Annotated in this window: 20 protein-coding genes; 10 read left to right on the top strand and 10 right to left on the bottom strand. The window is 65.3% G+C overall.

Translation table 11 applies throughout. The annotated features are described in order from the left end of the window. Positions 1-46: 46 nt before the first annotated feature. The 4 genes from ugpC to EJ067_RS22480 all read right to left on the bottom strand — a co-directional run bounded on the left by ugpC (position 47) and on the right by EJ067_RS22480 (position 4,483). On the bottom strand, positions 47-1,147 hold the full coding sequence (ugpC, locus tag EJ067_RS22495; protein ID WP_126087427.1) for a sn-glycerol-3-phosphate ABC transporter ATP-binding protein UgpC: 1,101 nt from the start codon (positions 1,145-1,147) through the stop codon (positions 47-49). An 11-nt stretch (positions 1,148-1,158) separates the two neighbouring features. After that, on the bottom strand, positions 1,159-2,073 hold the full coding sequence (locus EJ067_RS22490; protein WP_126087426.1) for an ABC transporter permease subunit: 915 nt from the start codon (positions 2,071-2,073) through the stop codon (positions 1,159-1,161). Between the two features lie 7 nt (positions 2,074-2,080). Further along, positions 2,081-2,965 (bottom strand): sugar ABC transporter permease, encoded by an 885-nt coding sequence (locus EJ067_RS22485; RefSeq protein ID WP_126087425.1) that lies wholly within the window; start codon positions 2,963-2,965, stop codon positions 2,081-2,083. Positions 2,966-3,130: 165 nt separating this feature from the next. Beyond that, on the bottom strand, positions 3,131-4,483 hold the full coding sequence (locus EJ067_RS22480; RefSeq protein WP_126087424.1) for an extracellular solute-binding protein: 1,353 nt from the start codon (positions 4,481-4,483) through the stop codon (positions 3,131-3,133). A 252-nt stretch (positions 4,484-4,735) separates the two neighbouring features. Between EJ067_RS22480 and EJ067_RS22475 the strand changes: the two genes are divergently transcribed. Together EJ067_RS22475 and EJ067_RS22470 are read left to right on the top strand one after the other, a co-directional pair. Next, complete coding sequence (locus EJ067_RS22475; protein ID WP_126087423.1) at positions 4,736-5,776, top strand: endonuclease/exonuclease/phosphatase family protein; 1,041 nt, start codon at positions 4,736-4,738, stop codon at positions 5,774-5,776. Positions 5,777-5,905: 129 nt separating this feature from the next. Next, positions 5,906-8,347, top strand: a complete 2,442-nt coding sequence (locus tag EJ067_RS22470) for an EAL domain-containing protein (protein WP_126087422.1) — start codon at positions 5,906-5,908, stop codon at positions 8,345-8,347. On the opposite strand, the gene EJ067_RS22465 is transcribed toward EJ067_RS22470, so the two are convergent. Further along, entirely contained in the window at positions 8,339-9,028 is a 690-nt protein-coding gene (locus tag EJ067_RS22465) for a TlpA disulfide reductase family protein (RefSeq protein ID WP_126087421.1), read from the bottom strand. The genes EJ067_RS22470 and EJ067_RS22465 overlap by 9 nt on opposite strands. A 36-nt stretch (positions 9,029-9,064) precedes the next feature. Here EJ067_RS22465 and argH point away from each other — a divergent pair, with 36 nt between their 5' ends. From argH to lysA, 3 genes are all read left to right on the top strand, one after another. Beyond that, complete coding sequence (argH, locus tag EJ067_RS22460; RefSeq protein ID WP_126087420.1) at positions 9,065-10,465, top strand: argininosuccinate lyase; 1,401 nt, start codon at positions 9,065-9,067, stop codon at positions 10,463-10,465. Positions 10,466-10,537: 72 nt separating this feature from the next. After that, the gene (locus tag EJ067_RS22455) at positions 10,538-10,744 is read left to right on the top strand and encodes a lipoprotein (RefSeq protein ID WP_126087419.1); all 207 of its coding nucleotides are present in this window, start codon (positions 10,538-10,540) and stop codon (positions 10,742-10,744) included. Between the two features lie 52 nt (positions 10,745-10,796). Then, positions 10,797-12,065, top strand: coding sequence for a diaminopimelate decarboxylase (gene lysA, locus EJ067_RS22450; RefSeq protein ID WP_126087418.1), 1,269 nt, complete (start codon positions 10,797-10,799; stop codon positions 12,063-12,065). A gap of 7 nt (positions 12,066-12,072) precedes the next feature. On the opposite strand, the gene EJ067_RS22445 is transcribed toward lysA, so the two are convergent. Further along, on the bottom strand, positions 12,073-12,375 hold the full coding sequence (locus EJ067_RS22445) for a metalloregulator ArsR/SmtB family transcription factor (protein ID WP_126087417.1): 303 nt from the start codon (positions 12,373-12,375) through the stop codon (positions 12,073-12,075). A gap of 50 nt (positions 12,376-12,425) precedes the next feature. On the opposite strand from EJ067_RS22445, the gene EJ067_RS22440 reads away from it, so the two are divergent. Next, positions 12,426-13,388, top strand: a complete 963-nt coding sequence (locus EJ067_RS22440) for a threonine/serine dehydratase (RefSeq protein WP_126087416.1) — start codon at positions 12,426-12,428, stop codon at positions 13,386-13,388. Positions 13,389-13,502: 114 nt separating this feature from the next. Next, entirely contained in the window at positions 13,503-16,112 is a 2,610-nt protein-coding gene (locus EJ067_RS22435) for a TIGR02302 family protein (RefSeq protein ID WP_126087415.1), read from the top strand. Between the two features lie 261 nt (positions 16,113-16,373). Here EJ067_RS22435 and EJ067_RS22425 read toward each other — a convergent pair whose 3' ends face one another. Next, complete coding sequence (locus EJ067_RS22425; RefSeq protein ID WP_126087414.1) at positions 16,374-17,252, bottom strand: LysR substrate-binding domain-containing protein; 879 nt, start codon at positions 17,250-17,252, stop codon at positions 16,374-16,376. Between the two features lie 189 nt (positions 17,253-17,441). On the opposite strand from EJ067_RS22425, the gene EJ067_RS22420 reads away from it, so the two are divergent. Then, positions 17,442-18,392, top strand: a complete 951-nt coding sequence (locus EJ067_RS22420; RefSeq protein ID WP_126087413.1) for a DMT family transporter — start codon at positions 17,442-17,444, stop codon at positions 18,390-18,392. A gap of 4 nt (positions 18,393-18,396) precedes the next feature. Here EJ067_RS22420 and EJ067_RS22415 read toward each other — a convergent pair whose 3' ends face one another. The 3 genes from EJ067_RS22415 to EJ067_RS22405 form a co-directional block, all read right to left on the bottom strand. Beyond that, positions 18,397-18,768, bottom strand: coding sequence for a response regulator (locus EJ067_RS22415; protein ID WP_126087412.1), 372 nt, complete (start codon positions 18,766-18,768; stop codon positions 18,397-18,399). Between the two features lie 76 nt (positions 18,769-18,844). Continuing rightward, positions 18,845-19,387: a hypoxanthine phosphoribosyltransferase gene (gene hpt / locus EJ067_RS22410; RefSeq protein ID WP_124996673.1), complete on the bottom strand. Its 543-nt coding sequence runs from the start codon at positions 19,385-19,387 to the stop codon at positions 18,845-18,847. A 187-nt stretch (positions 19,388-19,574) separates the two neighbouring features. After that, a complete protein-coding gene (locus EJ067_RS22405; RefSeq protein WP_245468018.1) occupies positions 19,575-20,180 on the bottom strand; it encodes a hypothetical protein in 606 nt (201 codons plus the stop codon). A 223-nt stretch (positions 20,181-20,403) separates the two neighbouring features. On the opposite strand from EJ067_RS22405, the gene ftsE reads away from it, so the two are divergent. Next, positions 20,404-21,063, top strand: a complete 660-nt coding sequence (gene ftsE / locus EJ067_RS22400) for a cell division ATP-binding protein FtsE (RefSeq protein ID WP_027167480.1) — start codon at positions 20,404-20,406, stop codon at positions 21,061-21,063. Further along, complete coding sequence (locus EJ067_RS22395; protein WP_126087410.1) at positions 21,056-22,045, top strand: ABC transporter permease; 990 nt, start codon at positions 21,056-21,058, stop codon at positions 22,043-22,045. Before ftsE ends, EJ067_RS22395 begins: the two co-directional genes overlap by 8 nt. Positions 22,046-22,168: the final 123 nt, after the last annotated feature.

The raw sequence follows: 22,168 nt of genomic DNA, 5'->3' as shown, positions 1-22,168 counted from the left end.
GAACCCTCGATCAAATTTTGCAAAGCCGGCCGTGCAAGGACCGCCCTTAGAGTGCAGGCTCCGGCACCGAGGCCTTGAACACGTCGAGCCGGCTTCCGGTCTCCGATGAGAAGAAATGCAGGTCGCTCGCCGCGAACTGCAGGCCGATCGCGCTGCCAGGCTCTGGATGCACGGTCTCGGAGGTGACCACCGAGAACGGCGCGCCGTCGAGATCGACATAGACGACCCGGCCAGCGCCGAGCTCTTCGACCAGATCGACCGTTGCGGCGAGCGCGCCGGGCGTGCCCGGCGCTACCATGCGCACGGCCTCGGGCCGGACGCCGACCGCAACCTTCGAGCCCACGGGAAGACCCGCGCGCGATACGTTTAGCTTGCGGCCGCCGGCGAGCAGCGACAGGCCTTCGAGCGTGACCTCGCCTTCGAGCATGTTCATGGCCGGCGCGCCGACGAAGGTCGCCACGAAGCGGCTCGCCGGACGGCTGTAGACTTGCGCCGGTGTGCCGACCTGCTCGACGCGGCCGCCATTCATCACCACCAGCCGGTCGGCCAGCGTCATCGCCTCAACCTGGTCGTGCGTGACGAAGACCGAGGTGGCGCTGAGGCGCCGGTGCAGCTTGCGGATTTCCGAGCGCATCTGCACGCGCAGCTTGGCGTCGAGGTTGGAGAGCGGTTCGTCGAAAAGAAAAACCTTGGGCTCGCGGATCATGGCGCGGCCCATGGCGACGCGCTGGCGCTGGCCGCCGGAAAGCGCCATCGGCTTGCGGTCGAGCAGGTGCTCGAGCTCCAGGATGCGGGCGACGGCCTGGATGCGCTGGGCGCGTTCGGCTGCCGGAACGCCTGCCACCTTGAGCGAATAGCCGATGTTCTGGGCGACGCTCATATGCGGATAGAGCGCGTAGTTCTGGAACACCATGGCGCAGCCGCGCTCGCGCGGCTCGAGCTTGTTGACCACCGCGCCGTCGATGGCGATCGTGCCGTCCGAGATCTCCTCCAGCCCGGCGATCATGCGAAGCAGCGTGGACTTGCCGCAGCCTGACGGCCCGAGGATGACGACGAACTCGCCCGACGCGATGTCGAGATCGACGCCGTGCACGACCTGCATCTTGGCGTAGCTCTTCCGGACGTCGCGGATGGTGATGGAGGCCATTTTTTGTCTCCTTATTTTTCGGTGGCGATGAGGCCGCGCACGAACCAGCGCTGCATCAGCACGACGACGATCAGCGGCGGCAGCATCACGATCAGCGTACCCGCCATGGCGATATGCCATTCCGGTGCGCCGCCGACATTGGGGATGAGCTGCTTCAACTCTGTCACCGCGGTCGCATGCGACTGATCCGTGGTGATGAGCAGCGGCCACAGATACTGATTCCAGGCCCACAGGAACATGATGGTGCCGAGCGCCGCCATGTTGTTGCGCGACAGCGGAAGGAGGATGTCGATGAAGAAGCGCAGCGCTCCGGCGCCGTCCATGCGCGCGGCTTCGGCCAGTTCGTCCGGCACCGTCAGGAAGAACTGGCGGTAGAGGAAGGTACCGGTAGCCGTGGCGATCAGCGGCATGATCAGGCCGGTATAGGAATTGAGCAGCCCGAGGCTGAGCGAGACCTGCACGCCCGATATCTTCTCGATCAGCCAGGAGAGTCCGGTCACGTCCATGATCGCCTGATAGGGCGAAAGCACGTTGGCCACCACCGCATAGGTCGGCACGATGCGCACTTCGAGCGGCAGCATCAGCGTGACGAAGATCAACCAGAAGATCAGCGTCCGCCCTGGATAGCGGAAATAGACGATCGAGAAGGCGGTGAGCGCTGAAATGATCACTTTGCCGGCGGCAACGCCCGCCGCCATGATGAAGCTGTTGAGAAGCTTCGGGCCGAGGTCGGCCGTCGTCCAGGCCGTCTTGATGTTGATCCAGAAGTCGCTGCCCGGCAGCAGCGACATCGGCACGTCGTTGACGTCCTTCAGATTATGCGAGGCCGCGATCGCTACGATGACGAATGGGGCCACGCAGAAAACGAAGCCGGCGAACAAGATCAGATGCGTGAAGAAGTTGAGGATCGGGGTGCGCTCGACCATGGCCGCCTCAGCGATAATGCACGCGCCGCTCGATGAAGCGGAACTGGACGATGGTCAGCAGGATGATAAGCAGCATCAGGATAATGCTCTGTGCTGCCGCGCCGGAATAATCGAGACCTCTGAAGCCGTCGGAATAGATCTTGTAGACCATCAGGTTGGTCGCGTTCGCCGGACCGCCGGAGGTCATGATGTCGACGATGCCGAAGGAATCCTGGAAGCTCTCGGTGATGTTGATGACCAGGAGGAAGAAGATCGTCGGCGTGATCAGCGGAAACTGGATGTCCCAGAAGCGCCGGACGACACCCGAACCGTCCATCGCCGCTGCTTCGATCAGCGAGCGCGGGATCGCCTGCAGCGCGGCGAGGAAGAAGATGAAATTGTAGCCGACATATTTCCAGGAGAACGCGATGATGACGGAGGCCATGGCGTCGGCGCCGTCGAGGCCGGGATCCCAGAAGCCCGGCCAGAACTTGTTGACGGCGGCCATGAAACCGGCTTCCGGGGCCAGGATGAAGCGGAACGCCAGCGCCAGCGCTGGCGCTGCGATGCCGTAGGGCCAGATCAGCACGACGCGGTAGAGACGTGAGCCGGCAAGCTGCCGGTCGGTCAAGGTGGCGAGCACCAGCGCGATGACCATCGCAAGGCCGGTGCTGATTGCAGCAAAGGTCAGGCTGGCGGTGATCGAGTTCCAGTAATCGGCATTGGCGAGGATCGAGCGGAAATTGTCGAGCCCGACCCAGATGTTGCCGCCGCCCCAGGGCTGCTGCAGCGTCAGCGACCAGTAGACCGCCTGCCCGGCCGGCCAATAGAAGAAGGTGAAGATCAGGATCAGCTGCGGCACCGCGAACAGAATGCCGATCGTCCATCTACCGAAAGTGACGCGTTTTTCCATCGATCCGCTGACGCCGTTGAACCGCCAGCCCGCCTTGCCGTGAACAGACTAAAGCATGTCTCCCGAAAGTGGGAACCGGTTTCGGGACAAAGACATGCGCAATCAAGAACCTATGTGAATGGCCGCCCGTCGATTCTCGGCGGGCGGCCTGGCAAATGCCTGAAATCAGGGCAGCGTCTTGTTCGGGTAGGTCTGCTGGAAGCGGTCGAGGATGGCGTCGCCGTTCTTGACCAGCGCGTCGATGCCGTCCTGCACGCTTTCCTTGTTGGCGAAGATCGCCTGCATCTGTGTGCCGAACTCGGCGCGGATCTGGGTGAAGTTGCCGAGCCGGATGCCGCGCGTGATCTCGGTCGGCTCCGAGGCGGTGAGGCTGGCGATCGCCACCTCACGGCCCTTATAGGGCGCCTTGTCGTAGAAACCGCTGGACTTCATGTACTCGAAGCCCGACTTCGTCACCGGAATGTAGCCGGTATTGGTCGACCAGAACAAGGCGGTCTTGGGGTCGTGGATGAAGTTGAGGAAGGCGGCCGCGCCCTTGTATTCGGCGTCCGACTTGCCGGACAGCACCCACAGCGAAGCGCCGCCGACCAGCGAGTTCTTGCGCTCGGTGCCGGCATAGACCGGCAGCTCGGCGACATCCCAGTTCATGCCTTCCTTCTTGGTCTTGCCGACCGTGCCGTGGTCGCCGACCGAGCTCATGATGACCTGGCAGGTGCCGGTGGCGAAGGCCTGCACCATGTCCTGGCCGAGATCCTTCGACTTGATCTTGATCAGGCCGGCGTCATACCACTTCTTCAGGTCCGTGACGTACTGGACGAACTTGGTCTTGTTCACCTCCAGGCGGGCGTCGAGGCCGTCATAGCCGTTGTTCTTGGTGGCGATCGGCTGGTTGTGGATGGCCGAGAACTGCTCCATCAGCTGCCAGCTTTCATTTCCGGAGATGTTGATCGCCATCGGGCAATCATAGCCGGCGTCCTTCAGCGCCTTGAGGTCCGCGCCGACGTCTTCCCAGGTCTTCGGCGCCTCGGTCTTGCCGATCTTGGCGAAGGCGTCCTTGTTCCAGTACATCAGCGCCGTCGAGGAGTTGAACGGGAAGGACAGCATCTCGCCCTTCGACGTCGCGTAGTAGCGGGCGATGCCGGGGAAATAGTCGCTGTAGTCGATCTTGTAGCCGTTTTCCTCCATCAGCTTGTCTGCGGGCTTGTAGGCGCCCGACAGCATCATGGTGGCGGTGCCGACGTCATAGACCTGGACGACGGTGGGCTGCTTGCCGGCGCGGAAGGCGGCGATCGTGTTCTGCAGCGTGGCGTCGTAATTGCCCTGGCTGGTGCAGACCACTTCATAGTCGGACTGCGAGGCGTTGAAGTTCTTGCACAGCGTGTCGACGACGCGCGCGAGATCGCCCGACAGGCCGAACCAGAAATCGAATTTCACCGGCTCTGCGGAGGCAGGTGCCGCAAGCGCGGAGCTGAGCGCGCCGGCGGCAAGGGCAGCGAGGCCCCGCTTGATGATGGTCATGGTTTTTCCCTCTTGAGTGGCAGTTTCACAAGGTTTTGCGCAAGTCCTTGCCGCTCTCTTAGAGAAGGTATGTGACAGTTCTGTTGTGGGCTTTGCGGCCTGTGGACAGCCAGTCTCTCCTCCCCCTCGGCGATTGCGCCGGCATGAAAACGTCATATCGGCGGTCTAGGAAGCTAGGGCGCCGAAAGGCGCCGTAAAGACCGGCTATGCTTAACCGGCTAAATTGGATGCCGGCTAAATTGGATGAATGACATGCTTGTCCCGCGATTGACCCATGTGCCGATGGCCGAACGCCAGGCGATGCGGGAAGGTCCGCGCGACAGCGCCACCCATATGCGTCACGCCGCGGCCATTCCGGCATTGGGCGAGATCGAGATCGGCGGCAGGACGTCCCGCGACGGCGCCGGTGAAAGCCTGACGGTGATGGCCTGGAATGTGGAGCGGCTTCGCCATGTCCAAGCGATCGCTGAGACGATCGCCGCCCAGGCGCCGGACGTGGTGCTGCTGACGGAGGTCGACAAGGGCATGGCCCGCTCCGGCAACGGTCATCCGTTGAGCCTGCTTGCCGATCGGCTCGGCCATGCCTTTGCCTATGGCGTCGAGTTCGTCGAGCTGGGCACCGGCAACGAGACGGAGCAGTCGGCGGCCGGCGAAGCCCGCAATGAGGAAGGCTTCCACGGCAACGCCGTGACCAGCGCCGTGCCGCTCAGGCGCCCAATGCTCATTCGCCTGGATGCCGCCGGCGGCTGGTTCCGGCTCGAACGCGGCCAGCCGCGCATCGGTGGACGCATGGCGATCGGCGGCCAGGTGCTGCTCGGCGAGCGCCGGGTGACCGTCGTCTCGGTGCATCTCGAAAACCGCATCGATCCCGCCGGACGTGCGGACCAGACACGCCACCTCCTCGACGCCGTCGACAAATATGATGCGGATGCGCCGGTGCTGATTGGCGGCGATTTCAACACGCTGACCGCGACCCATGAGGAACGGCACGACGACCCGGCCGCATGGCGCGCGCGGATCGCCGCCGAGCCCGACCGGCTGATCGACGTCGAGCGCCGCGAACCGCTGTTCCAGCTGCTTGCCGAACGCGGTTACCGCTGGCGCGATGCCAACACGCTCGACCGGCCGACCCAGCGCCGAGCAGCAGGCGATCCGACGCCGGTCGGCCGCATCGACTGGTTCTTCACCCGCGGCCTTGCGGCCTCCAAGCCGGCCACTTTGCCGGCGCTGTTGCCCGACGGCAGCCCGACCGCCGATCACGACGCGCTCGTGGTGACGGTGCGCGTTGAATGACGGCCGCTTCGCAGCCGGCCACACAACCTGAAAGACACGCCTCGGTTGCAGCCGCACTAATCGATTCTTCAGCCGTCGGGCCTTAATCAATCTTAACTTGATTGATGCGGGAAGATCAGGTGAAGCAGGATGTTGACCGTCTATAATTGCATCGTGCACGAGCACGATCTGAGGTTGGTTGTACTTGCCGCGCTCATCTGCGGAATTTCGTCTTTCTCGGCGGTCAATCTTCTTCGCCATGTCCAGCAGTCGACCAGTCGAAATCGCTATGCCTGGCTGTTGATTGCGGCCACGGCTACCGGATTCGGCATCTGGGCGACGCATTTCATCGCCATGGTCGCTTTCACACCGGGAATACCCAACGCCTATAACGCGGAGCTTTCCGCGCTGTCGCTGGCCGCCTCCGTCACCCTGACGGCGGCGGGAATGTGGATCGCCACCATGCGCGGCGGCATCGATCACTACCTTGTCGGCGGCGCCGTGATCGGCGCCGGCATCGCCGCGATGCATTATACCGGCATGGCCGCGTTCGAGGTCCAGGGCAGGATCGTCTGGGACCAGCTGCTCGTCGCGCTTTCGCTGGTGGCGGGCATCACGCTTGCCGCGCTTTCGCTGCTCGTCGTGCTGCGCCGCCCGTCGACGCTGACGACGATCGCCGCAGCTGTCCTTTTGACGCTGGCGATCTGCACGCTGCATTTCATCGCCATGGGCGCGGTGTCGATCTACCCGGATTCCTCGATTGAGATCTCGAAATTCACGATCGCGCCGATGTCGCAGGCCTTCGCCGCCGCTGCGGCGAGCCTGGTCATCCTGGTGCTCTCGGCCGCCGCGCTGCGCATCGATCTGCGCTTCCGCCGCCACCGCGTCGAGGCCGAGCGCATGCACGGCCTGGCGAACGCCGCGGTGGAAGGGCTGATCGTCTGCGACGGCAGCCGCATCGTCAGCGCCAACGACAGCATCGCGGCGCTGAGCGGCATCGCCGCCGGTACGCTGAACACGATGACGCTTGGCGATCTCTTCGGCGAGCGGATCGCCTCGAGCATCGCTGGCGGCCACGGCCAGGCGCAGGAAGCCGAGCTGCGCGGCCAGGATGGCGCCCGGATCCCCGTCGAGCTGATCGCCCGCAGCATCGACTATTGCGGCAAGCCTCACGACGTCGTCGCCGTGCGCGACATCCGCGAGCGCAAGAAGGCCGAACAGGAGATCATTCGCCTCGCCCATTTCGACCCGCTGACCGGGCTTGCCAATCGCCGCAGCTTCGCCGGCCGGCTCGAAGCCGAGATCGCCGCGGCGGGCGGAAACGGCAAGGGCGGGCAGCTCGCGCTCATGCTTCTCGACCTCGACCGGTTCAAGGAAGTGAACGACCTTTTCGGTCACGCCGCCGGGGACGCCGTGCTGCAAAGAGTGGCGCAATGCGCTTCGAGCGTGCTCCGCCCCGGGCAGATGCTCGCCCGCCTCGGCGGCGACGAGTTCGCCATCATCGCCCCGAATCTTCCCGACCCGCAGGCAGCCGGCCGGATCGCCGAGGCGGTGCTTTCCAAATTGCGTCAGGAGAACCAACTGTCACCCGGCGGCGAGCTGGTGTCGGCCAGCATCGGCATCGCCCTTTACCCGCTCGACGCCGACGAGCAGGCGGCGCTGGTCAGCCATGCCGACACCGCGCTCTACCGCGCCAAGGCCGAGGGCAAGGACACCTACCGCTATTTCGAGGCCTCGATGGGCGTGGAGACCCGCGACCGGCGCGCCATGGAGCACGACCTGCGCCAGGCGGTCGCGCGCGGCGAGTTCCGGCTGGTCTATCAGCCGCAGAAGGAGATCAGCAGCGGCAAGATGATCGGTTTCGAAGCCTTGATCCGCTGGCATCATCCCGAACGCGGCAATATCCCGCCGTCGGTTTTCATTCCTGTGGCCGAGGACAGCGGCGGCATCGCCCAGATCGGCGAATGGGTGCTGGCGACGGCTTGCGAGGAAGCCGTCCGCTGGAAAAATCCGCTGACGATCGCCGTCAACGTCTCGGCGGTGCAGCTCCATAACCCGAATTTCAGCCGCAAGGTGCACGAGATCCTCCTGCGCACCGGGCTGGCGCCCGACCGGCTCGAGCTCGAAGTGACCGAGACGGCGCTCATCAAGGACATGCCACGGGCGCTGGCCACCTTGCGGCAGGTCAAGGCGCTCGGTGTCCGCGTCGCGATGGACGATTTTGGAACCGGCTATTCGTCCCTGTCCAACCTGCGCGCCTTCCCCTTCGACAAGATCAAGATCGATGGTTCCTTCATCAAATCGGTCGACCGCAACGGTCAGGTCGCGGCCATCGTGCGTGCGGTGCTTGGCCTGGGGCGAGGCCTCGGCCTGCCGGTCCTGGCCGAAGGCGTCGAGACGCTGGACGAACTGCGCTTCCTCGACGCCGAGGACTGCGAGATCGGCCAGGGATACTATCTCGGCAGGCCCGGCCCGATCGAAACCTTCAGCGAACTGACCGGCGTGCCGGCGCCGGCGGCCAACGATCGCGTCGCATCGCGCGGCGGCAGCATCCTCATGCTGGAGCCGGCCGCGGCATCGCGCTCAGCCTGACGGGCCGACCGCTGCTTCCACCAGCCGCTTGGCGTCGGGGCTCGACCATTCCGCCGGGCCGTTCATATGTGCGATCAGGCAGCCTTCGCCGTCGATCAGCATGGTGACGGGCAAACCCAGCGCCAGCCCGCGCGTCTTGACCTCGTTGAACAGAGCTATCGTCGGGTCCCGGTAATAGCCGAGCGTCTCGACGCCGATCTCCTTGAGGAATTTCTTCGGCTTGGCGTCGTCGCCGGTGTCGACATTGACCGCCACGACCTCGAAGGCGTTGCCGCCCTTTTCCTTCTGCAGCGCATCGAGCGCAGGCATTTCGGCGCGGCAGGGCGCGCACCAGGTCGCCCAGAGATTGAGCAGCACGGTCTTGCCGGCATGGTCGGCGATGGTCATCGGCTTGCCGTCGGGGCCGTTGAAGGCAAGGCTCTTCAGCGATTGCGGCGGGTCCGCCGGCTGCAGTGCCGCCACCTGGCCGACCGCCTTTGCCGCGACCTGCTTGGCATGCTCGGCCTTGGCCTTGCAGGCGACGTCGTCCTTGCCGTCGGTACTCGCGGCGGCCTGGGGCGGGGCGTTGTTGCCAGAACCGCTCTCGTTGACATATACCGCGACCGCGCCGGCCAGCACGCCCGCCACCAGGGCGGCGAGGATGAGGCGCGGGGCCGGGAAGAATTTATTGCCGTCTGCCATTTTCTTAAGAACTGCTCCGGAGCACGGGATATAGCGATGAGCGACAAGAAGGCCAGCAACCAGATGTGGGGCGGACGTTTTGCCTCGGGTCCCGCCGCGATCATGGAAGCGATCAACGCGTCGATCTCCTTCGACCGCAAACTCTACGCGCAGGACATCCGCGGATCGATCGCCCACAGCGAGATGCTGGCGCAAACGGGCATTATTTCGGCGGCCGATCAAGAAAAAATCGCTCACGGCCTGAACACGATCCTGAAAGAGATCGAAGACGGCGGGTTCGAATTCTCGACCAGGCTCGAAGACATCCACATGAATGTCGAGGCGCGCCTGGCCGACCTGATCGGCTCGGCCGCCGGGCGGCTTCACACCGCCCGCTCGCGCAACGACCAGGTGGCCGTCGATCTGAGGCTCTGGGTCAAGGAGGAATGCCAGCGCGTCGCCCGGGCGCTGAAGGATCTGATCGCCGCTTTCCTCGAACGCGCCGAGGAGCATGCCGCTACCGTCATGCCGGGCTTCACCCACTTGCAGGCCGCGCAGCCTGTGACCTTCGGCCATCATTGCATGGCCTATGTCGAGATGTTCGGCCGCGACCTCTCGCGCGTCCGGGACGCCATCGAGCGCATGGACGAAAGCCCGCTGGGCGCCGCTGCCCTTGCCGGCACCAGCTTTTCCATCGACCGCCACATGACGGCGAAGGCGCTCGGCTTCCGCGAGCCGATGCGCAATTCGCTCGACAGCGTTTCCGATCGCGACTTCGCGCTCGAGTTCTTGGGCGTCGCCGCGATCTGCGGCACGCATCTGTCGCGGCTCGCCGAGGAGATCATCATCTGGTCGACGCCGCAATTCGGCTTCGTCCGGCTCTCGGATTCCTTCTCCACCGGCTCCTCGATCATGCCGCAGAAGAAGAACCCGGACGCCGCCGAGCTGGTGCGCGGCAAGACCGGCCGCATCAACGGCCACCTCGTTGGCCTGCTGACGGTGATGAAGGGGATGCCGCTGACCTACGGCAAGGACATGCAGGAGGACAAGGAATCGGTCTTCGACGCCGCCGAGACGCTCGACCTGATGCTGGCCGCCACCACCGGCATGGTGCGCGACATGACCGTGAACGCCGCCGCCATGAAGAAGGCGGCCGGCGCCGGCCACGCCACCGCGACCGACCTTGCCGACTGGCTGGTGCGCAATCTGAGCCTCCCTTTCCGCGAGGCCCACCACGTCACCGGTCGCGCCGTCGCGCTTGCCGAGGAGAAGAAGGTCGGCCTGGAGAAGCTTTCGCTGGAGGACCTGCGCTCGATCCATCCTGGCATCACCGAGGGCATCTTCTCGGTGCTCGCCGTGCAGAATTCGGTGAAGAGCCGCGTCAGTTTCGGCGGCACCGCGCCGTCCGAGGTGAAGAAGCAGATCCGCTACTGGAAAAAGCGGCTCGCCAAGGCGTAATGCCGGGATGCAATGCGCCGAAAACTCGGCTAAAAGCGGCGGCATAAGAAACAGTTTCGAACGGATGGATCGATGACCCGAGGCAGGATTTTGGTGACGCTCGCGCTGCTCGCGGCGGTTGTCACCGTCACGGCCTGCGGCAGGAGGGGCGGCCTCGATACGCCTTACGAGGCTGCCGTTGAGGCCCGCAAGGATGCGGAAAAGGCGAAACAGCCGCTGCCGCCCGAGCCGGAGAAACCGGTCAAGGACAAGAAGTTCATTCTCGACCCCTTGCTCTAGAGCCGACGAGATCATCCGATCTCACCATGCTCCAATTTTCGGACCATTTCCCGTGAACCATTTCGACTACCGCGACGGCGTGCTCCACGCCGAAGATGTGGCGATCCCCGACATCGCCGCCAGCGTCGGCACGCCCTTCTACTGCTACTCGACCGCGACGCTGACCAGGCATTTCCGCGTCTTCAAAGAAGCGTTTGCCGGGCTCGACGCGCTGGTCTGTTACGCAATGAAGGCCAACTCCAACCAGGCCGTGCTGAAGACGCTGGCCAGGCAAGGGGCCGGCGCCGACGTGGTGTCGGAAGGCGAATTGCGCCGGGCGCTGGCAGCCGGCATCCCCGCGAGCAAGATCCTGTTTTCGGGCGTCGGCAAGACCGCGCGGGAAATGGATTTTGCCCTCACCGCCGGCATCCTCTGCTTCAACGTCGAATCCGAGCCGGAGTTGGAACTGCTGTCGGCGCGCGCAACCGCGCTCGGCAAGACGGCGCCGGTCTCGCTGCGCATCAATCCGGATGTCGATGCCAGGACCCACAAGAAGATCTCCACCGGCAAGGCGGAGAACAAGTTCGGCATTCCGTGGCAGCGGGCGCGCGAGGTCTATGCCCGCGCGGCGGAGCTTCCCGGTATCCGGGTGACCGGCATCGACACCCATATCGGCAGCCAGATCACCGAGCTGCAGCCCTTCGACGACGCCTTCGCGCTGCTGGTGGAACTCGTCGGCGTGCTGCGCGCCGATGGGCATGCCATCGAGCATGTCGATCTCGGCGGCGGCCTCGGCATCCCGTACCGCGTCGACAACAGCCCGCCGCCGCTGCCCGACGCCTATGCCGAGATCGTCAGGAAGCACGTCACCAGGCTCGGCCTGAAGGTGATGTTCGAGCCGGGCCGGCTGATCGTCGGCAATGCCGGCATCCTGGTTTCCGAAGTGATCTATGTGAAGGAAGGCGACGCCAGGAATTTCCTCGTCGTCGACGCCGCGATGAACGACCTGATCCGGCCGACGCTCTACGACGCCTTCCACGACATCAAGCCGGTGGTGCAGCCGCCGGCTGCCACGCCGCGCATGAAGGTCGATGTTGTCGGCCCCGTCTGCGAGACCGGCGATTTCATCGGTCTCGACCGTGATCTGCCCAGCCTGAAGGCCGGCGACCTCATCGCTGTCGCCACCGCCGGCGCCTATGGCGCGGTGCAGGCCGGCACCTACAACACGCGGCTCCTGGTGCCGGAAATTCTGGTCGACGGCGACCGCTTCCATGTCGTGCGACCGCGCCAGACTTATGAGGAGCTGATCGGGCTGGATTCGCTGCCCGACTGGCTGAAGTAGCGAAGCCCTAGATCCTCTGCTGGATCAGGGCCTTCGCTTCGGCGATCCTCTCCTCGTCGCGGCGATAGAATATCCATTGTTTGGTGCGCTTGGCGCTGAGCAGGCCCGCCTGGGTCAAGACGCGCATATGCTCGCTGAGCGTCGCCTGGGTGATGCCGAGCTTTTCGGCGATCAGCAGCGCGCAGACGCCGTCCTCGACCAGATCGCCATCGGCCTGGCGCGGGAAATGCGCGCGCGGATCCTTCAGCCAATCGAGGATCTGCAGCCTGCGCTCGTTGGCGATCGCCTTCAAGATTTCAACCTCTTGCATTTAGCCATTTTGCTAAGTTACTAATTGAAGTCAATCCCGAGGAGCAAACCATGTTGAACACAACCACGGGCACGTCGGACAAAGGGGCGATCACACGCGAGCGCATTGCCGCCGTGGAGCCGCGCATCCGCCCATACATCCGCCACACGCCGGTGATGCGCGTCGACATGGCCGATTTCGGCCGGCCGCCCTTCCCAGTCGATCTCAAGCTTGAATGCCTGCAGCATTCCGGCTCGTTCAAGGCGCGCGGCGCCTTCACCAACCTGCTGGAGCGGCAGGTACCGGAAGCCGGCGTCGTCGCGGCTTCAGGCGGCAATCATGGCGCCGCCGTCGCCTACGCCGCCATGAAGCTCGGGCACAAGGCCACCATTTTCGTGCCCGAGGTCAGCTCGCCGGCGAAGCTCGAGCGCATCCGCGGCTATGGCGCCGAACTGGTCGTCGGCGGCGCGCGCTACGCCGAGGCGCTGGCCGCCAGCGAGGATTTTGCCGAAAGGACCGGCGCCTTGCAGATCCATGCCTTCAACCAGGAAGAGACGCTCATCGGCCAGGGCACGCTCGGCCTCGAGATCGATGCCGACCTGCCCGATCTCGACACGCTTCTCGTCGCCGTCGGCGGCGGCGGTTTGATCGGCGGCATCGCCGCCTGGTTCTCGGGTCGCATCCGCATCATCGCCATCGAGCCTGAGGGCGCGCCGACGCTTTACCGCGCCTTCGAGGCAGGCGAGCCGGTCGACGCGCCGGCTGAGGGCATCGCCGCCGATTCGCTGGCGCCGAAGCGTGTCGGCGAGATGATGTTCCCGATCGCGGAGGCCTTCGTCGAGCGCTCGATTCTGGTCGGCGACGACGACATCGTGGCCGCCCAGAAGGCGCTCTGGGATCGCGCCCGAATCATCGCCGAGCCCGGCGGGGCGGCCGCCTTTGCAGCGCTGCTTTCCGGCCGCTACGCGCCGGCTTCCGGCGAGCGCGTGGCCGTGCTTGTCTGCGGCTCCAACACGAATCCCGCGAATTTCTGACGATAAACGGGGCCAACCGCTTCATGTTTTTGGAACCCGCCTCGCCTTTGCCGTGTTTGCTGGTATTCTTCTGCTCATGAGGTCTGGGCCATCCCGCCCGGGCAGGAAGGGCCGATGACGGAACCCATTTCCAGCGGCGAACGCGGTCTGGCCGGGCGACTTGCCTTGAGCCGGCTGGCGACGCGGGCCTCGATGATCCTCGAGCGCGGCTGGCCGTTGCTGCTGCCGCTGGCGGTCATCGCCAGCCTGTTCCTCAGCGTCTCGTGGCTGGGCCTGTTTCAGCGCCTGCCGGATCTGGCGCGGATCGGCCTCCTGATCCTGTTCGCCATTTCGGCGCTGGCGGCGCTCTATCCGCTGCGCTTCTTCCGCATTCCTTCCGCCGCCGAGGTCGACCGGCGCATCGAGGCGGCGAACGAGTTGCTGCACAGCCCCGTGCAGGTGCAGACCGACCGGCCGAGCGGCGCGGAGAGCCTTTTCTCGCAGGCGCTGTGGCGCGAGCATCAGAAGCGCATGGCCGAGCGGCTCTCCAGCCTCGGCGCCGACCGGCCGCGCACAAGCGTGCCGGATCACGACCGCTGGGGCCTGCGGGCCGTGGTGGGGCTGCTGTTCGTCACCGCCTTTGCCTTCTCGTTCGGGCCTTTCGGCGGCAGGATCAGCGACGGCTTCGTCGCCAGCGCCGCGCGCGATACGGTGCCGCCGCGCATCGATGCCTGGGTGACGCCGCCCGCCTACACCGGCAAGCCGCCGCTGTTTTTGACCGCCGACGCCAATCAGGCGGCACGCACCTTCAGCGTCCCGCAGGGCAGCGACGTCTCGTTGCGCGTCACCGGCGGAACCGGCGAGGAGACGCTGAGCTATGCCGACACAAGCGGCAACGACCGCGCCATCGAACCGGCCGCGCCGAAGGGTGCCACGCCCGCCGCCCAGACGGGGGCCCCGGCCACCACCCAGCTCAAGGTGCGCCAATTCTCCGGCAAGCTGAGCACCGACGGCACGCTGACGCTCAAATCCGGCGAGGACGATCTCGGCCGATGGGCCTTTGCCATTGTTGCGGACAAGCCGCCGGCGATCCGTTTCGTCGGCGAGCCCAAGCGCGCCGTAAACGGCGCCATCGAGCTCAACTACCAGATCGACGATGATTACGGCGCTGCCTCCGCCAAGGCCGTCTTCGAGCTGTCGGATCCGCCGCCGGCCAGTGCCCATCCGCTCTATGGCCCGCCGGACATGCCGCTGACGCTGCCGCGCCGCGGCGGCAAGGCGAACGCGGCCAAGACCACCAAGGATCTGACCGAGCATGTCTGGGCCGGCAGCAGCATCAAGCTGACGCTCACCGCCACCGACGATGCCGGCCATACCGCCACCAGCGAAACCAAGACGCTGGTGATGCCGGAGCGGCCCTTCTCCAACCCGCTGGCGCGCGCCGTGATCGAGCAGCGCCGGATGCTGGCGCTCGACGCCAACGCCAAGCCGCGCGTGCTCGACCTGATGGACGCGATCACGCTGCGTCCCGAGGATACTTTCGACAACATGTCGCATTACCTGGCGATCATGAGCGCGAGGAGCCGGCTGAAGCTCTGCGAGACCGACGACCAGCTGCGCAGCGAGGTGGGTTATCTGTGGGAGATCGCGCTCGGTATCGAGGAAGGCAATCTCTCGGCCGCCGAGCGGCGGCTGCGCCAGGCTCAGCAGGCGCTGCAGGACGCCATCAAGAACGGCGCCAGCGACGAAGAACTCGAGAAGGCGATGAAGGAACTGCGCGAGGCGATGAACCAGTTCCTGCAGGAATTCGCCCAGCGCGCGCAGCAGAACCCGAACGCGCCGCAAATGCAGCAGAACGGCCGGGAGCTGCGCCAGAGCGACATCAACCGGATGATGGACGAGATCGAGAACCTCGCCAAATCCGGTGACCGCGACCGGGCCCAGCAGCTGCTGTCGGAGCTGCAGGACATGATGAACAACCTGCAGGCCGGCCGTCAGCAGCAGAACGGCGAGCAGGACAGCGAGATGCGCCAGCAGATGGATAAGCTGGGCGAGATCATGCGGCGCCAGCAGGAGATGATGAACGACACCTTCCGCCTCGACCAGATGCAGCGCGGCGAGCGGCAGCGCGGAGCAAATCGTGAAGAGCAGCTTGGCGAGGATGGCGAGCAGGGCCAATCGGAAGACGGGCAGAAACCCGGCCCCGGCGACGACCGCGATCCGCTCGGCCGGCCGAAGCCGATGACGCCGCAGGAGTTCGCCGACGCGCTGAAGCAGCTGCAGGAGGGCCAGGGCCAGCTGCAGAACGATCTCGACAAGCTGAAGAAAGGCCTCGAAGGCATGGGCATGGAGCCCAATGAGGGCTTCGGCGAGGCCGGCAAGTCCATGGGCGATGCCGAGCAGTCGCTTGGCGAGGGCGAGGGCGACCAGGCGGTGGGCCATCAGGGCCGCGCGCTCGAGGCCCTGCGCCGCGGCGCCAAGGAAATGATGAAGCAGATGCAGGCCATGCAGGGCGACCAGGGCGGCAGCGAGCAAGGTGGGCGTCAGCAGGACGCCGACCGCGACCCGCTCGGCCGGCCGCGCGCCACGAAGGGTCCCGACGACGGCAACTCGGTCAAGGTGCCGGACGAGATCGACGTGCAGCGCGCCCGCCAGATCCTCGAGGCGATCCGCAAGCGCCTGGGCAATGCGCTGAGCCCCGACATCGAGCGCAGCTATCTCGAACGGCTGCTAGAACTGAAATAGCGCGCCTCAAAGCTCTTAGACTGGATGTGACGGCCAGCCTACCTTTGGGATGCTGGCGGGACAGCGCCCCCCTCTGTCCTGCCGGACATCTCCCCCACAAGGGGGGAGATCAGATGTCGTCACCGCTTTCGCCAATCGCCAACGCCGCAATCGCCAACACCGCAGGAAATGCGCGGTCGCGGGAACTGCCAATCTCCCCCCTCGTGGGGGAGATGTCCGGCAGGACAGAGGGGGGCGCGAAGGATCGCTGCGCGCCGGTATTTATGCTACGGGCGCGACCTGCCCGGTCAGCATGAAAGCCTCGCGGATCGCGCTCTCCATGCCGTCGATCGCTTCGCCGGTCGCCAGCGGATTGCGATGCAGCACCACATTGGAGGAATCGATGTCGCCGAAGCCGTCGGCGGCCGTCAGCTCGCGGCAGTCCGGCGGGATGTTGCTGCGCGAGATCGGCGCGATCGCCAAACCGGAAGTGACCGCCAGCGTCAGGCCGCCATTGGTGTCGCTGGTATAGGCGACGCGGTAGTCGAGCCCGCGCTGCTGCAGCGACTTGATCGCGAAGTCGCGGCACCAGCCGTTGCGGCTGTAGAGCGCGATCGGCACCGGCCGCTCCTCATGCATGTGGTGCAGAGCCGATGTCACCCACACTGTCGGATCGTGCATCAGCACCTCGCCTCCGGAGGAGCCTTCCCACTCGAACACGACGGCGAGATCCAGTTCCCCGGCCGCGAGCGCCCTAACCTGCGAATCGGAATGCGCGTAGCGCACCGTGACCTCCACTTGCGCGTGGCGTTTGGCGAATTCGCCGAGCGCCCGCGACAGGATCGAACGGCCATATTCGGCGGGGATGCCGATGCGCACCAGGCCGCCCAGCGGCGGCGCCACCAGCGAAGCCGCCGTCTCGTCGAGCAGCGAGACGATGCGGCGGGCGTTGACGATGAGCTCGCCACCCCGGCGCGTCAGCGCCACCCCGCGCGAGCCGCGCTCGAACAGGCTGTCGCCGACCATGTCCTCCAGCTTCTTCATCTGCATGGAAACGGCCGACTGGGTGCGCCCGGCCTTTTCGGCGGCCTTGGTGAAATTGCCCGTCTCGGCCACCGCCACGAAGGTGCGCAGGAGGTCGCTGTCGAGTGTGGGCTTCATGGACGTCGCCATAAGAAATTTTGATTGCTGGCATCATTCCAATTCGTTTGCAACATGTCAAACGCGGCGGGATATTTCCCTCACCCATTGGATATGCGGCCGTGAGATTCGGCCGCGGACCAATTCGAAGAGTCCTCACTCGTGCCCGCTGCCCGCAACGGTAGCGGGCTCTTTTTCGCTGGAACGACGATGCAGAACCGGATGGTGCTTGGCATTCTGAGCCTCTGCCTGGGCGTTCTCGTGTTTTCGTTGCAGGATCCGCTGGTGAAGGCGGTTTCGGGCAGCTATCCAGTGACCGAAGTGATGGCGATCCGCGCCATCGTCGCGCTGCCGATCCTGGTCGTCGTCGTCCAGGCCGATGTCGGCCTGAAGGCCTTGCTGTCAAAGCGGACCGGCATGCTGACGCTGCGCGCCTTCATCCAATTCAGCTCCTATACGGCCTACTACCTGGCGATCGCCGCTCTGTCGCTGGCCGACGCCATAGCGCTTTATTTCATGGCGCCGCTCTTCATCATGGCGCTTGCCGGGCCCTATCTCGGCGAGCACGTTTCCTGGCGGACGCTGACGACCGTGCTGATCGGCCTGGTCGGCGTGATCGTGATGCTGCGTCCCGGCGCCGGAGTGTTCGACTGGGCGGCGCTGCTGTCGCTCGGCTCGGCGTTCCTCTACGGCTTCTCGCAGCTGATGGCGCGCCGGATCGGCGATACCGAATCCTCCACCGTCATGGCCTTTTACCAGAACGGCGCCTATCTCACCGGCGCCGTAGCGGTCGCCATCATGTTTCATCTTGCCGGCATCACCCATGCCGGCCATCCGAGCCTCGACTTCTTGGTACGGCCCTGGGTGTGGCCGACGATACCGGACTTCATGAAGATGGCCGCCTGCGGCTTCGTTGCCTCCGCTGGCATGATCCTGCTGTCGCAGGCCTACCGGATGGCGCCCGCCAATCGCGTCGCCACCTTCGAATACACCGGCATCCTCTGGTCGCCGCTCTGGGGCTTCCTGTTCTTTGCCGAGGTTCCTCGCGAAACGACGGTGCTGGGTGCTGCGCTGATCATCGGCGCCGGCCTGGTCGCGCTCAACGGCGAACGCCGGCGCGGTGCGGCGCCAGCAATCGCTGCGCCTGGCGAAGCAGTTTAAACAGTCAAGCGAAGCAGCTTAGCGCCCGGCCGACGCGGGCGCGGATCTCGGCCAGCGTGAACGGCTTCTGCACGACGTCGAGGATGATGCCGTTCAGTTCCTCGGCGCGCTCGCGCTGGTCGGCATAGCCGGTCATCAGCATGATCTTCATCGCCGGGAACTGTTTTGCCGCCGCCGTCGCCATCTCGATGCCGTCCATCTCCGGCATGCGGATGTCGGACACCACGAGATCGTAGCCGCCGCGCGCCTGGTTGATCAGGGCGAGCCCCTGCGCGCCGTCGGCGGCGATGGTGACGCTGTGCCCGTCACGCTCCAGCGCGCGGGCAGCAAGGGTGCGGACGGACTCATCGTCCTCGACGATCAGGAGCTTTGCCATGCCGAGATAGATGCCGCCGAAACGTTGACGTTTTCTGAAAATCTGAAACGCCGCTGCGGCCTTTTCGGCGCGACCGTTACGCGTCGCCCTTCACGACCCCGACAAACGGCAATTCCCGGAACGCATGCGCGACGTCCATGCCGTAGCCGACGACGAAATAGTCGGGGCAGTCGAAGCCGACATAATCCGCGTTGAGTGTGGTCTGGCGCCGCATGCGCTTGTCGAGCAGCACGGCGATCGCGCAGCTTTTGGCGCCGCGCGACAGCATGAGGTCGCGGGTGAAGGAAAGCGTCTTGCCCGATTCGAGGATGTCGTCGATCAAAAGCACGTCGCGGCCGGCGACCTCATTGTCGATGTCGCGCAACACCTTGACCTCGCCGCTGGTGGTGCCGGCGCCGTAGCTTGAGATGAAGATGAACTCGACCTCGGGCGACAGGCCGACATCATGCATGGCGCGGATGAGGTCGGCGGCGAACACGAACGAGCCCTTCAGGATCGAGATCACCAGCAGATCGTGATAGTCGCGCCCGGCGATCTCCTTGGCGAGCTCAAGATTGCGGCGGGCGATCGCCGACGCCGAAAACAGGACCTCGATATCCTTGCCGCGAACAACTGGCATGTGTCTGCTTCCTCAAAAATGTTCGCCCACACCACCGATCGTGTCAGGTGTGTTGAGATTCAGGTCAGGCCGTGCCGAAAATGGTAGTTTCCGAGAACCGGAGCGGAGCGTACTTTTGGGTACGTGAGCACCGGAAGCGCAGGAAACCCGCCATTTGCAGGCCGGCATTACCTGAACACCAACATACCTAGCCGGCGAAGGTGACCGCTACGGCCCTAACGCCGTTTCTAGGCACATCGAGACGGCTGGAAAAGCCGAATCTTTCGCCGGGCGCCAGCGAGCGGTTGGATGTCCCCAGCCTGTAGCGGATGACGTTGCTGGCATTGTCGGTGACGCGGATCTCGAGCGGCGGCAGCGGCTGCGACCTTGCGCCGTCATTGGCGGCCTCGCCGTCGACGAACAGGACGGGCTTCAAGCCCGAGGCATCGATTCGCGACGTCACGCCGGAAATGCTGAGCGCGCTTGCCGGCGCAGAAGCCGCCCAGAAGGGGCTTTGACGCACCAGGGCGTGTCCGCCCGACACCCAGAAGGCGACGAGCGCTGCGCCCACTCCGGCGGTCCAGAAGATCGGACCGCCGCGCGAGGCCGGCCGCGCGGGCACGCCCTCCGGTTTGCGCAGCATGCCCATGCCTTCGATGGATGGCGTCGAGGGCGCTTGAGGTGGCAGCGGCGCCGCGATCGGTTCCGGACGGGCAGCGAATCGCGGCAACACCACATAGTCGGCATCGACGATGTCGGCCGGCGCGTCTAGCCTGACGCGCTGAGGCGCGGCGTTTGCTGCCGCACCCGTCATGATTTCGCCGGAAACAGGGCGCGCGGTTCGATCCTCAGCCATTACGGCCCCAGTGCAATCTTCGTTTGTTTTGGGTAAACGCAAATGGTTAACGCTTCCCCACCGGAACCGCCGTGAAACGTCGAAAACGAGCAGAAATTAACCAACCATTAACCATGCCGGCCGATGGTCTTGGCAGAGAACAGGCTGGCAGGACGCCGCCTAAGGTTTCAGGTCGCCGAAAGTGATCCGCTTCGAAAATGTCGGCCTTCGCTATGGCATGGGTCCGGAGATCCTCCGCGACATTTCCCTGCACATTCCGGAGCGCTCGTTTCAGTTCCTGAGCGGTCCCTCGGGCGCCGGCAAGACGACCTTGCTGCGCCTGCTCTTCATGTCGCTGAAACCGACGCGCGGGCTGATCACCATCTTCGGCAAGGACCGCTCGCGCATCTCGCGCGGCGAGCTGCCGCTGCTCAGGCGCCGCATCGGCGTGGTGTTCCAGGATTTCCGCCTGCTCGATCACATGACCACCTACGAGAACGTCGCGCTGCCGTTGCGCGTGCGCGGGCGCGAGGAAGCGAGCTATCGCACCGATGTCACCGAGCTCCTGAAATGGGTCGGCCTCGGCGACCGCATGCATGTGCTGCCGCCGGTGCTGTCGGGCGGCGAGAAGCAGCGTGCCGCGATCGCCCGCGCCCTGATCGAGCAGCCCGAGATCCTGCTTGCCGACGAGCCGACCGGCAATGTCGATCCGCCGCTCGCGCGCCGGCTGCTGAGGCTCTTCATCGAGCTCAACCGGCTTGGCACCGCCGTGGTGATCGCCACCCACGATCTCGGCCTGATGGAGCAGGTCGATGCGCGGCGCATGATTCTCGCCGGCGGAAGGCTGGACGTCTATGACTGATCTTCCGGCCGATCACCTGCAGGACCAGGCGCCCGAGACGACGGCGACCGTCCGGCGCGTCCAGCGCAAGATGGCGCCGATCGTGCCGGCGCAGAACATCGCCGGCCGGGCGCTGGTGCTGGTCATCGCCATCATGACCTTCCTGTCCTGCCTGACCTTCGGTGCCGTGACGCTGGTGCGCGACACCGCTTCGGTGTGGGAGAACCAGATCTCGCGCGAGGCGACGATCCAGATCAAGCCGGTCGAAGGCCTCGACATGGAAGCGGCCCTCGCGCAGGCCTCGCAGATCGCCAGCGAGTTTCCCGGCGTGACGGGCACGAAGATCGTCGACCGCGATGCGACGGCGCGCCTTCTGGAGCCGTGGCTGGGCACCGGCCTCAACATCGACGAGTTGCCGGTGCCGCGCCTCATCGTCGTCACCATCGACGAGGCCAATCCGCCGGACTTCGCCTCCATGCGCGCCGCGATCACGCCCAAGCTGCCGAGCGCCGCGCTCGACGACCATCGCACCTGGGTCGACCGGCTGGTCGCCATGGCGCGCACGACGGTGACGATCGGCTTTGCCGTGCTGACGCTGATCTTGTCGGCGACGGTGCTGACCGTGGTGTTCGCCACGCGCGGCGCCATGGCCGGCAACGGTCACATCATCGAAGTGCTGCATTTCGTCGGCGCCGAGGCCCGCTTCATCGCGCGCGAATTCCGCTGGCATTTCCTGGTCACCGGCATGAAGGGCGCCGCCGCCGGCGGCGCCGCTGCCATCGCCGTCTTCATCGTCTTTTCCTGGTGGTCGTCGCGCAACATGGCGACGCCTGAGGCGGATCAGGCGACCGCGCTGTTCGGCAATTTCGCCATCGGCTCCACCGGCTATCTCGGCGTCGGCCTGATGGTGCTGGTGATCGGCGCGCTGACGGCGGCGACCTCGCATGCCACGGTCGTCGCCTACCTCAGCGATATCGATATCCGTCAGCCGGAGGCGGGCTGACCATGATCCGAAGCCAAGGGTCGGCGAATGCAGGAGGCGGCAACCGGGTTTCCGATGCGATCGCGATCCAAGTGCATGATCACGCAAGGGAAACTGCCGTAACGCAATGTGCGCCGCCCCATC

It is taken from the genome of Mesorhizobium sp. M1D.F.Ca.ET.043.01.1.1 (assembly GCF_003952385.1).
Lineage (GTDB): Bacteria > Pseudomonadota > Alphaproteobacteria > Rhizobiales > Rhizobiaceae > Mesorhizobium.
Note: the sequence above shows the minus strand (reverse complement) of the source record. Positions and strands in the feature narration are given on the sequence as shown.